7 protein-coding genes are annotated in these 12,770 nt (G+C 30.9%); all 7 read right to left on the reverse strand.

Going from position 1 to position 12,770, the window contains the following annotated elements; all coding sequences use genetic code 11:
- Nucleotides 1-314: 314 nt before the first annotated feature.
- The 7 genes from Q0998_RS00965 to xylA all read right to left on the reverse strand — a co-directional run bounded on the left by Q0998_RS00965 (nucleotide 315) and on the right by xylA (nucleotide 12,770).
- The gene (locus Q0998_RS00965) at nucleotides 315-4,466 is read right to left on the reverse strand and encodes a two-component regulator propeller domain-containing protein (RefSeq protein WP_299664945.1); all 4,152 of its coding nucleotides are present in this window, start codon (nucleotides 4,464-4,466) and stop codon (nucleotides 315-317) included.
- 12 nt (nucleotides 4,467-4,478) lie between these two features.
- On the reverse strand, nucleotides 4,479-7,292 hold the full coding sequence (locus tag Q0998_RS00970) for a DUF5060 domain-containing protein (RefSeq protein ID WP_299664947.1): 2,814 nt from the start codon (nucleotides 7,290-7,292) through the stop codon (nucleotides 4,479-4,481).
- A gap of 77 nt (nucleotides 7,293-7,369) precedes the next feature.
- Nucleotides 7,370-8,323, reverse strand: coding sequence for a transketolase C-terminal domain-containing protein (locus tag Q0998_RS00975; protein ID WP_299664950.1), 954 nt, complete (start codon nucleotides 8,321-8,323; stop codon nucleotides 7,370-7,372).
- A 13-nt stretch (nucleotides 8,324-8,336) separates the two neighbouring features.
- On the reverse strand, nucleotides 8,337-9,182 hold the full coding sequence (locus Q0998_RS00980) for a transketolase (protein WP_299665195.1): 846 nt from the start codon (nucleotides 9,180-9,182) through the stop codon (nucleotides 8,337-8,339).
- On the reverse strand, nucleotides 9,178-9,831 hold the full coding sequence (gene fsa / locus Q0998_RS00985; protein ID WP_299664952.1) for a fructose-6-phosphate aldolase: 654 nt from the start codon (nucleotides 9,829-9,831) through the stop codon (nucleotides 9,178-9,180). The genes Q0998_RS00980 and fsa overlap by 5 nt, the downstream gene beginning before the upstream one ends.
- Nucleotides 9,832-9,868: 37 nt before the next feature.
- Nucleotides 9,869-11,443 (reverse strand): solute:sodium symporter family transporter, encoded by a 1,575-nt coding sequence (locus Q0998_RS00990; RefSeq protein WP_299664955.1) that lies wholly within the window; start codon nucleotides 11,441-11,443, stop codon nucleotides 9,869-9,871.
- 16 nt (nucleotides 11,444-11,459) lie between these two features.
- Nucleotides 11,460-12,770: a xylose isomerase gene (xylA, locus tag Q0998_RS00995; protein ID WP_299664958.1), complete on the reverse strand. Its 1,311-nt coding sequence runs from the start codon at nucleotides 12,768-12,770 to the stop codon at nucleotides 11,460-11,462.

Genomic DNA, 12,770 nt, shown 5'->3' on the forward strand with positions numbered 1-12,770 from the left:
TTTTATTTTGAAGCTGATGATATTATTAATTATATATTTATTCAAGACAATTAATTAAATATTAATACTAATAAAAAGATTAAAATACCAATTATGGCTATTTCAGTTATTACTTTTTTTAAAGGAATTTTTCTTTGCATATTAACTCACACTAGTTTTTCAAATATAGAAACTTGACATACCTGTAGATAAAACTTTAAATGCATGAGATGATAATTTTGTTGCTTTTTAGGTTAAATAAGCACTAATACATCATTTGATATATCTTTTACTAGTTGTAGTTCTAATTTCTTGAAGTACTAATGGGAAAAGAGTTATTCTTTAATTTCAACATCAGTTGGAAGTACCCCAAAATGTGCTTTGAAACATTTTGTAAAATAGGATGCTGATGAAAAGCCAACTTTATAGCAAACTTCGTTTACATAGGCAGAACCTGTTTCTAATATTTGATAAGCTCTTTCTAACCTAATCTTTCTTAACAATTCATTTGGAGTTTGCCCTGTTAAGGTTTTAATTTTTCTATATAATTGGCTTCTACTTAAATTTACTTCGCTTGCTAAATCTTCTACACTTAATGCTGAATTACTTACATTTTCTCCTATATAAGCCAATACTTTATTTATAAATTCTTTGTCTATTGATGTTGAATTTATATTTTCTTTTGCGCCACTAACTTCACTAAAGTATTTATCAAAAATTAATTTTCTACTTGTAATTAGTTGAGAAAGTCGAAGTGTTAGCAGTCTCATATCAAAAGGTTTGGTCATATATGCATCTGAACCGTATTCAATACCTTCAATTCTATCATCTATTCTTGCTTTTGCTGTAAGCATTAATAATGGAATATGGCTAGTTTTTATATCTGTTTTTATACGTTTACAAAATTCAAAACCGTCCATTTCTGGCATTATTACATCTGTCAAAATAACATCCGGAAAAGATTTTTGAGCAATAACAAGTCCTTCTTTACCATTATTTGCAAGTAAAACTTTGTATGATTTGTTTAATTCTGTTTTTAGGTAATTTCTTAGTTCAGTATTGTCTTCAACTACTAATATTGTATATTTTTTTGCAACAACTTCTTTCTCTAATTCGTTTATTTCTTCAATCATAATTTGGCTTTCTGGAATAAAATTTACCTCTTCTTTAGGCTCATCTATTTCTTTTTTGAAGCTCATTATTTCATCTTTAGAAAAATGAGATTTCCCTTTTGGCAAAAATATTCTAAACGTAGTACCTTCATCTACTTTACTTTCTACCTCAATTTTTCCTTTGTGTAATTTTACAAAGCTATTTACCACTTCTAAACCAATACCTGTGCTTCCATAATAGGTTTTATTTAAATTTTCTACTTGGTAAAAACGCTCGAAAATTTTATCAATTTGTTTTTTCTTTAAACCAGGACCTGTATCAGAAATTACAATTTCTACTACTTTTACTGGTGTAGATTCTGATAGTAAAGGCAAAATACAATCTTCATCATTATCAATTAGATTTACATTAATTGCACCATAATCTGGTGTAACTTTTAGTGCATTAGATAAAATATTGAAAATTATTTTCTCTAACATATTTTCATCTGCCCAAGTTTTAATAACAGAAATATCAGTATCTAGCGTTAGTAAAATATTTCTTGTTAACGCTTCTTCTTTAAAAAACAAAACAATATTTTTTGTAAAATTGACTAAATTAATTTGTGTAGCTCTAATTCTAACCTTATCGAATTCTAATTTTCTTAAATCCATGAGCTCGTTTATCAATCTATACAAACGATCAGAATTTCTATAAATAGTATTATGTTTTGATTTGATTGATTCTGGAAGATTTAAATCCTCATCTCTCATGATATCTTTTAACGGATTTAAAATTAAGGTTAATGGTGTTCTAAATTCGTGAGAAATATTAGTGAAAAATTGTAATTTTTTTTGATTTAAAACTTCTTTTTGATTTCTCTGGTTTCTTTCGTTTTTTATAAGCTGTTTTTCTTTTATTCTATCTTGTGTAACTTTATTTAATAATAAAATACCGAGAATAAATAAGATTAAATAAGATACTAGAGCCCAATTGGTTTTCCACCAAGGAGGTAAAATGGTAATTTTTAATTCTAAAGGTTTTTCATTCCAGATACCATCGTTATTTGCGGCTTTTAGTTTAAAAGTATAATCTCCGTAATCTAGGTTTGTATAAGTAGCACTTCTTTGATTACCTACATAATTCCATGATTTTTCTAATCCTTCTAAATAATAAGCATATTGATTTTTCTCTGGTCTTGTGTAGTTAAGTGCTGTATATTCTAAAGTAAATACAGATTGTTTATGAGTAAACGCAATGCTATTTGTTTGGGTAATTACTTTAGATAGTGGAGAATTTTCTTCATTTGGCAAAACATCTTTATTAAAGATTTTTAGACCTGTTAAATATAAAGAAGGTACACTAGTATTAATATTTAACTTTTCAGGATCAAAATAATCTACACCTTTATAATTCCCAAAATAAAGTTTACCTTCTTCATCTTTAAATGAAGCATTAAAATTAAAATCATCAGAAAGCAAACCATCATTAGTGGTGTAATTTATAAACTCATTGGTTTCTAAATTCAATTTTGTAATTCCAGAATTACCACTGACCCAAATACTACCTTCATCATCACTAATAATACTAGCTATATTCTCTTCTATTAAACCAGAATCTTTATTATACCATTTAAAAACATTTTTCTGCTTATCGTATCTACAAAGTCCTGCACCTCTTGTACCAATCCAAATATAATTCCCTGTTTCATATAATGACAATATATGGATTGCGCTTTTTAAATTGTTATATCCTTCAGCCATTGGCTTTACAAATGAAGTAACATTTAAAGCACCGTCTTTATCTTTATTTAACTTAAAAAGACCTGCTGTTGTGCCTACCCAAATAGCCCCTTTTTGGTCAATTAATATTTTTCTAACATCACTTGTATTAATGCCATACTTTACAAATTGTTCTGAATTATAATGGGTAATAGTATTTGTTTTTGGGTTAAAAGAATTTAAACCAGCGTAAAAGGTTCCTATCCAAATAATGCCATCCTTGTCTTCATTAAAACTTAAAATTGCATTAGATAATAATTGCCCTTTTGAATTTTGAATGTTAATATTGATAAATTTTTTTGCTCCTTTTTTTAGATAATAAATCCCATTATCCCAACTACCAGCCCAAACATTCTCTTTACTATCTATAAAAATAGTTTGAATATAATTACTTGTTAGCCCAGGAAATGTTTTACTATTTAATGTGTTTATATGCTTTACTTTACCCGTTTTAGAATCAAGTATATCAATACCACCTCCATCCATCGCTATCCATAATCTATCATAATTATCTTTAACAATACCAGTAACAGACTCTGTTTGAAGAGAATTTGGATTACTAGATAAGCTTTCTATATTTTGAAATTTATCAAACAAAAGATCACTTACAACAACTCCATTATTGTAATATCCCATCCATATTCTTTGTTTTTTATCAGTAAATAAAGACCAAATAGAATTAGAGCGAATGCTATTTTCATCTGCTTTGTTATATAAGTATGTTTTTATTGTATTTCCATTCTCATCTAGATGAAAAAGTCCATCATTTTCAGAACCTATAAGCAAAGTTTTGTCCGCTAACTGAACCAAAGATAAAATTCTCTTTTGGGTGACCGGAATTTTTAAATAATCTAATATAATTTTGTCTTGAACTTTGTATTTAAAAACACCTTTATTGTAAGTACCTACCCATAAGTTACTTTCTGAATCTACCAACATATTTTGTATAGGAATTGTAAAAATGGATTCAGAAAGCCCTTTTATTGTTATTGGATTTACAATTTTTGAACTTAAATGATCTACAATTTTAAGACCCAAACTTGTACCTAAAAATATAGTGCCAGATTTATGAACTTTTATCGAGTTTATTGCAGGATTACTACCATCTTTTGTGGGTATTCTTTCTGCTTTTTTTGTTTCTAAATTTAATTTGAACAGCCCATAATTTCTGGTTCCTATGTATAGAAAACCATTACTTTCACCTATAGATAAAACAGAAATGTTTACATCTTCTAATTGACCAACTTGAATCTTTATAAACTGATCTAATTTTCTATCATAAAAGTTTAAGCCATCTTCTGTACCAATCCAAAGATCATTATTTTTACCTAAATAAGAAGTAAAAATGAGATTACTACTTATAGACGTTTTATCCTCGTGTTTAAACTTATAAGAAGTATAATCTATTCCATCAAATTTGTACAAACCAGACCCGTTTGTTCCAATCCAAATAAAACCATAGTGGTCTTGGTTAATTGTGTATATACCCACTTTAGAAATGCCTTCTTTAATACTTTCAAAATTAAATTCTTGTGTATTATTTTGTGAGCTAGCACTTATACAAAAAAAAATGTAAAAAGCTAAAAACAGAAAGAGACTCCATTTATTTCGCATAATTCTTATGGTTTAATTCGGATTAAAGTTACTGTTTTTTGCTAAAATAAAACGATCCATTTTAAAGCCATCTTCTCTCATAGAAAAAGAAATTATATACTCTCCTGATTTATCAAAGTTTAGATAAATAGTCTCTGCAACTCCACAATGGTTATCTGGCATTCTTTGTGCAGAAGACCAAGTCCATTTATTTTTTTCTGTACACCATTGTATTCTTGCTCCACTTTCTTGCCATTTTTCATTAAGGCCAATATGTACGCCATTGTCTTCAGTACCTGAAGAAAATGCGCTTACCCAAACGTAATATTTACCAGGATTGTTAATTTTTATTTTGTAAGAAACAATGCCCCCTGTTCCAGAAACTGGGAAAAAATTTTCTCCAATAATCAATTTGTCATCGTGGGTAATTCTGGTATCTGGAAAAGCTTCTATATAACTATTTTTACTAGCTGAATTAATTGGATTGGCTTTAGTTGTTTTATCTTCTAAAGACCTAACTATCCAATCTCTTTTTGTGCTGTTGTTATCTTTATAATGATAATTTTCTGCTTCAATTACTAACATTCCGTCTTTTTCTTCAAAAGGTTTTGTGTCTTTTAAAATGTTTGCAATCGAATAATTTTTTGGAATAAATGTGATAGAATTCCATCTACCTCTAGACCAAGCTGTTTCATTTCCTTCAGGAATTAAACCGTTTGTGACAGCTTTTGAGGAAACTTCTAAAATATCATTTTTGTGTAAATAAATATCTTTAATTTGATGACGAACGCTTTTAAAAGAGGTTGTAACTCGTGGATTTTTTATAGTATCTAAAGCAGTTCCGTTTATTTTGATAACATATTCAGATTCTCCATCATTTTCTGCTGTAGTTACAAAAGTAAAGTTATAAACTCCAGAAACGCCTCTAAAATTGGTAATTGCAGTTGCAAATTTATTTCTGTTTTTTTCTGCGGATGCGTCAATTGCTAATACATTATTCGGATAATCTTTATAATAAGAAACTTCATCATCGTTTGTAAAACTAAAATCTTGAATTGCATTTAAACTGATGATTTTTTGCTCTTCCTTTTTAGACGCTTTCTTTTCTTTTTTGGTGGCTTTTATTAAGGCAACCCAATCTTTTTCTTTGTTAGGAGGAAACCCTATAGCAACTTTATTTCCTCCAACAATCTTTTTTACAGAACCATTAACTAATTTTCCACCAGTTCTTGGATTGTACCATTTTACTGAATATTTTTTATCATTGCCAAATAAATTAATGCTAGTTTCAGTTACTTTTGGCAAATAAACCGCATAGATTTCTTGGTTTTTCGCAAACACATAATCATCTTGGTTATCTGTTAAGCCATCAGCAGTTTGCATTTCATCAAAAGGCAAATACTTATTAAAAAAATCTAACGCGTGTTTTGTTTGTTCCCAAAGAATATCTCTAGATCTCCAATCTTCGCAGTTCAAATCGTTATGAGCATATTTATAGCCAAAGTACCATTCTACTCCAGCACCACCAGCCATTAAATTACCCCATAATACTTTGCTTCTAATTTCATCGTGATTTGGGTCATCTGCATCTGGCTTTGCACCTGTATCTGCAGGACCAATTTCATCGAGAGCAACCACCCACTGTTTTGAAGTTTTTTGTGATTTTATAATCCACTTTTTGGTAACTTCGTGAACTAAATCTGGATGATGAATTTGAATTGAAGAACCATCTAAATACTCAAAACCTAACAATGGATTCAAATATAAATCTTGTTCTTTTGGGACAGAATGTGTGTGCAAGGCCACAAAATTTTTATAAGGATCTTGTGTTTTTATATAGGTTGCCATCGCTTTTCTATCTGCATCATTTTGCCCTTTTGGTGACCAATGAACAGGGCCATTTTCTTCACCTAAATTCCAAGTAATTGCCAAATGATGTGAAAATCTTGCAATTAATTCTCTGTAATATAATTTACGTTGAGTTTTAAGTTCACCAATATCAAGTAGTAATTCATTCTCTGTTTCTTGTGTAACAATGTGTAGCATTAACCCTAAAGCATCCATATGATCAAAAACAATTTCCCATTGGTCTAATTTACTGGTATCAAAACGCGTTCGCTCGTTTTTAGTTATCCAAGGCCATACATCTTTTCCATCTCCCTGCACATTCATTGTAAGAAAATACACAGAATTCATACCTTTTGAAGCCAGGTAATTTAAGGCCCCAATAATATTTTTACCTTTTCCGTTTTTCCAAGTTGGGTTTCCTTTTTTCCAATCTTTAGCATGTGGTTGATATTTATGAGATGGTGGTGTTTCATCAAACTCAAAATAGCCCAAAAAGTTTTCTGGGCTATCTGTACCCCCTTTTAAAAAAGGTTTGTTTGATTCTGAATAATATAAATAACGTTCGTTTTTATAAACCAAACGTCCATTAATTCTGTCTTTACTTTTTTTGATTACAAAACTACCTGAAGCGCCATCAAAACCAATTGATTTTCCTGAATTTTCATCCTCATTAACGGCTATTTCATTTCCTGTTCTAAAAGAAGCTTTGTATGTCCATTTACCTGTTTTATTGGGCATAAAACGCACTTGCCAAACAGGTCCTTTTTTGGCACTTGTTTCTGCTGCATTTCCATCTGTAGCAAAGAAACCTGGAACTGTTATTTTAAAATCTCCATTAGTAAAAGTTACGTTTAATCTATAGTTTAAAAACGGATTGTTTGCATCGGTTTCAGCAAGTTCTTTATACTTAAAATTGATGGTTACTTTATGCCATTTTTCTAATTTTCCTTCAATTTTATGTTGAGAAAAGCTCCCAAAACTAAAAATGAAAAATGACACATAAAAAAACAGTTTTTTTTTAATCAACATAACCTAAAAATTTATTGAACTTAATATTTAAAGCGATTTTAAAATTATTATTTTCTCTGTATCACTTTTTCTGATGCTCTTACAATAGCTGCTGCATTTAATCCATATTTATCCATTAACTGAGCAGGCGTTGCAGATTCACCAAAAGTATCATTAGTAGCTACAAACTCTTGTGGAGTTGGTGTACTTAAAGCCAATGTTCTAGCTACACTTTCGCCTAAACCACCTAAAAAGTTATGCTCTTCAGCAGTAACAATACAACCTGTTTTTGCGACAGAATCTAAAATTGCTTTTTCATCTAAAGGTTTAATGGTGTGTATGTTTATTACTTCTGCAGAAATTCCTTTTTTATTTAATATTTTGCACGCTTCTAGAGCTTCCCAGACTAAATGACCAGTAGCTACGATAGTTACATCTGTACCTTTTTGTAAATGCACTGCTTTACCAACTTCAAACTTTTGATCTGATGGTGTAAAATTAGCAACTACTGGACGTCCAAAACGCAAATAAACAGAACCTTCATAATCTGCTATTGCAATAGTGGCCGCTTTGGTTTGGTTGTAATCACAGGTGTTAATTACAGTCATTCCTGGTAACATTTTCATCAATCCAATATCTTCTAAAATTTGATGTGTTGCACCATCTTCACCTAAAGTTAAACCTGCGTGAGATGCACAAATTTTTACATTTTTGTTTGAGTAAGCAATGGATTGACGTATTTGATCGTACACTCTACCAGTAGAAAAATTGGCAAAAGTTCCTGTAAACGGAATTTTACCACCAATAGTTAAACCTGCTGCAATACCCATCATATTTGCTTCGGCAATTCCTATTTGGAAAAAACGTTCTGGGTTTTCATTAATAAAATCTTGCATTTTTAAAGAGCCTATTAAATCTGCACATAAGGCAACTACATTTGGATTTGTTCTTCCTAATTCTGTTAAACCTGCTCCAAAACCAGATCTTGTGTCTTTACTTCCTTGATTTTTATATTCTTTCATCTTTCTAATCAATTTAATAGTCTCCTAATGTTTCAGGATTCTGGCTTAATGCATTTGCTAATTGTTCATCACTAGGTGCTTTTCCATGCCAAGCATGTGTATGCATCATAAAATCTACTCCATTACCCATCATTGTTTCTAAAAGAATACAAACAGGTTTTCCGTTATTCGCTTTTTCTTTTGCTTCTTTTAATCCGTTTAAAATGGCTTCTAAATTATTACCTTCTTTTACTTCTAAAACAATCCAATCAAAAGCTTCAAATTTTGCTTTAATGCTTCCCATTGGTAAAACATCATTTGTAGCACCATCTATTTGCTGTCCATTTAAATCTATGGTTGCAATTAAATTATCAACTTTTTTTGCTGATGCGTACATAATTGCTTCCCAGTTTTGACCTTCTTGTAATTCTCCATCTCCGTGTAAAGTGTACACTAATTTAGAATCATTATTCAGTTTCTTTGCTTGTGCAGCTCCTAAAGCTACAGACATTCCCTGTCCTAAAGAACCAGATGCAATTCTTACGCCTGGTAAACCTTCATGCGTTGTTGGATGCCCTTGTAATCTAGAATCTAACAATCTAAATGTGTTTAATTCATCAACAGGAAAATAACCTCTTCTTGCTAAAACACTATAAAAAACTGGAGAAATATGACCATTAGAAAGAAAAAATAAATCTTCATTTTCTCCATCCATTTTAAAATCGATGTCAATTTCCATCACTTCATTATAAAGTGCAACTAAAAATTCTGTACATCCTAAAGAACCTCCTGGATGTCCAGAATTTACTTTATGTACCATTCGTAAAATGTCCCTTCTAGTTTGAGAAACGATACTTTGTAAATCTTGCATCATTTTAATTTCCTTTTTTATAATCTTCTAAAAATTTTGCTAATCCACTATCTGTTAAAGGGTGACTTAATAATCCTGTGATGGAAGATAAAGGACCTGTCATAACATCAGAACCAATTTTTGCACAATTAATTACATGCATTGTGTGACGTACAGAAGCAGATAGAATTTGAGTTTCAAACCCATAATTATCATAAATATGTCTAATTTCTGAAATTAAATGCAAACCATCTGTTGAAACATCATCTAATCTTCCTAAAAAAGGAGACATATAGGTTGCCCCTGCTTTAGCTGCCAATAATGCTTGGCCAACAGAAAACACTAACGTTACATTCGTTTTTATTCCTTTATCAGAAAAATATTTACAGGCTTTAACTCCGTCTGCAATCATTGGTAATTTTACTACGATTTGAGGATTTAAAGCGGCTAATTCTTCGCCTTCTTTTACCATATTTTCAAAATCTGTAGCAATTACCTCTGCAGAAACATCGCCATCTACTAATTCACAAATGTCTCTATAATGTTGTAAAATATTTTCTTTTCCTGATATTCCTTCTTTTGCCATTAATGATGGGTTTGTTGTAACTCCATCTAAAACACCTAACGCTTGCGCCTCTTTAATTTGGGCTAAATTTGCTGTGTCTATAAAAAATTTCATTTTATTTTTATTTAATATTTATTAAATTAATTTGTTGTTAGCTGAAAATAAAGTAAGTAGATATTACGATTACACATAATACTGCACCTACGACTTTTACATATTTCCAAGGTGTAACATTTACTTGTTCTGTATAGACTTGTACATAATCTTCTGCTCTTGGTTTTAGTTTTCCAATAACTAGCATAATAATGATGGTTAAAACACAGGTAATTGCTTGCATATGCAACATGTGTAAATCTATAAGTTGAAGTCCATTTGCTAATATGATGTAAACAACATAAATACTAAATGCAAATATTACGCCTACTTTTGCAGCTATTGCAGGTACTCTTTTTGTGATAAACCCAATAATAACGACTGTTAAAATTGGCACACTATAAGCTCCGTTTACGGTTTGTAAATACCCAAAAATACTATCGGCAAAAACTAGAAATGGAGCTATAATCATTGCGAAAAAAGCCAAAATAACGCCAAATCTTTTTCCTTTTTTTACCACTGTTTTTTCATCTGCCTCTTTATTTATAAACTGTTTGTAAATATCGATACCATATAAAGTTACACAGCTATTTAATGCTGAATTGAACGAACTTAAAATAGCGCCGAATAAAACAGCCGCAAAAAAGCCAATCCAAACATCTGGCAGCACATCTGCTACTAACTTTGGATACACATCGCTTGTGTTTAAACCTGATCCGTATTTATGATATGCTATAATTCCTGGTAAAACAACTATTATTGGTCCTAATATTTTAAAAAAAGCGGCAATCGTTAACCCTTTTTGTCCTTCAGCTAAATTTTTTGCACCAAGAGCACGTTGAATTATTTGCTGGTTACTTCCCCAATAAAATAATTGTACCAACATCATTCCTGTAAAAATAGTTGCAAACGGAATTGAAGATTCACTGGCTCCTATTGCGTTAAATTTCTCTGGATGTTCTGTTGTCAATTTTGAAATTCCGTTAAAAATACTACCATCATCACTAATGGCAATCAATCCAAATACAGGTATTAAAAGACCGCCAATTAATAAACCAACAGCATTGATTGTATCAGATACAGCTACTGCTTTTAAACCACCAAAAATGGCATAAATAGAGCCAATAATACCAATTGACCAAACACAAATCCAAACAGCAACCCATTCATCTACGCCTAGTAATTCTGGAATATTAAACATTCCGCTAATAGCTTTAGAACCTGTAAATAAAACCATTGGCAGCAAAACAACTGCGTACCCAGTTAAAAATAAACCCGATGTTAAAGCTTTTGTTACTTTATCAAACCTTCTTTCTAGAAATGTAGGGATTGTGGAAATACCACCTTTTAAATAACGTGGCAATAAGTACACAGCAGTAATTACCATAGCAATTGCTGCTAATGTTTCCCAAGCCATTACTAAAATACCATCTCTGTAAGCATCTCCATTAAGTCCAACAATTTGTTCTGTAGAAAGATTGGTTAATAACAAAGAACCTGCAATAACAGGAGCTGTTAAACTTCTTCCCCCTAAAAAATAACCATCAGAAGTGTGCTCATTTGTTTTTCTTGTAGCTACATACGAAACAATTGCTACTAATAATGTAAAACCTATAAAAGATAGTATTCCCATATTTTATTTTTAGGAATTATATATATTGATTAATAATATTTTCAAATAATTCCTGCTTACCACTTTGCAATTGTAATTCACCATTTTCTTGTGCGATTTTATACAAATCTGAAAGTTCTAATTTACCAGCTTCAAAATCTTTTCCTGCACCAGCATCAAAAGAACTATATCTTTTTTCTCTTAAAGCATCATAAGAAGAGTTAGAAATAATTTTATCTGCAGTTAATAACGCTCTTGCAAAAGTATCAGCTCCGCCAATATGTGCAAGAAAAACATCTTCCATATCTGTTGAGTTTCTTCTGATTTTTGCATCAAAATTAACGCCACCACCTTGTAAACCACCAGCTTTTAAGAAAACCAACATTGCTTCTGTGGTTTCTTGAATATTATTTGGAAACTGATCTGTATCCCATCCATTTTGATAATCTCCTCTGTTTGCATCAATACTTCCTAACATTCCTGCTTTGGCTGCAACTGCCATTTCGTGTTGCATGGTATGTTGTGCTAAAGTGGCGTGATTTACCTCGATATTCATTTTGAAATCTTTGTCTAAACCATATTCTTTTAAAAATCCAATTGCTGTTGCAGCATCAAAATCATATTGGTGTTTCATTGGCTCCATTGGTTTTGGTTCTATAAAGAATGTTCCTTTAAAACCTTGAGCTCTTGCATAATCTCTTGCCATAGTTAAGAATTGACCCATATGATCTAATTCGCGTCCCATATCTGTGTTTAATAAAGACATATAACCTTCTCTACCTCCCCAAAAAACATAATTTTCTCCATCAAGAGCGATAGTTGCATCAATAGCCAACTTTACTTGACCACCAGCTCTAGCTAATACATTAAAATCTGGATTAGTAGATGCTCCATTCATATACCTTGGATTAGAAAAACAGTTTGCTGTTCCCCAAAGTAATTTTTTACCAGAAGCAGCTTTTTTAGTTTTAATATACTCTACAATAGTTGCCAAACGTTTTTCTGATTCTTCAAAAGTTGGTGCTTCTTGAATTAAATCATAATCGTGAAAACAGAAATAATCAAAACCCATTTTATCCATAAATTCGAAAGCTGCATCTGCCTTGTCTTTTGCTGCCTGAATTGGATCTGCAGCTTGGTCCCAAGGAAAATTTTGTGTTCCAGGACCAAAAGGATCTGACCCTTGACCACAGAAGGTATGCCAATATGCAATAGAAAACTTAAAATGTTCTCTCATTGTTTTTCCTGCTACAAGTTGCTCTGGATTATAATATTTAAACGCTAATGGATTATCAGAATTTTTTCCTTCAAATTTAATTTTGCTAATCCCCTTAAAATATTCTTTCAT

The organism is uncultured Polaribacter sp. (assembly GCF_947501385.1).
GTDB lineage: Bacteria > Bacteroidota > Bacteroidia > Flavobacteriales > Flavobacteriaceae > Polaribacter.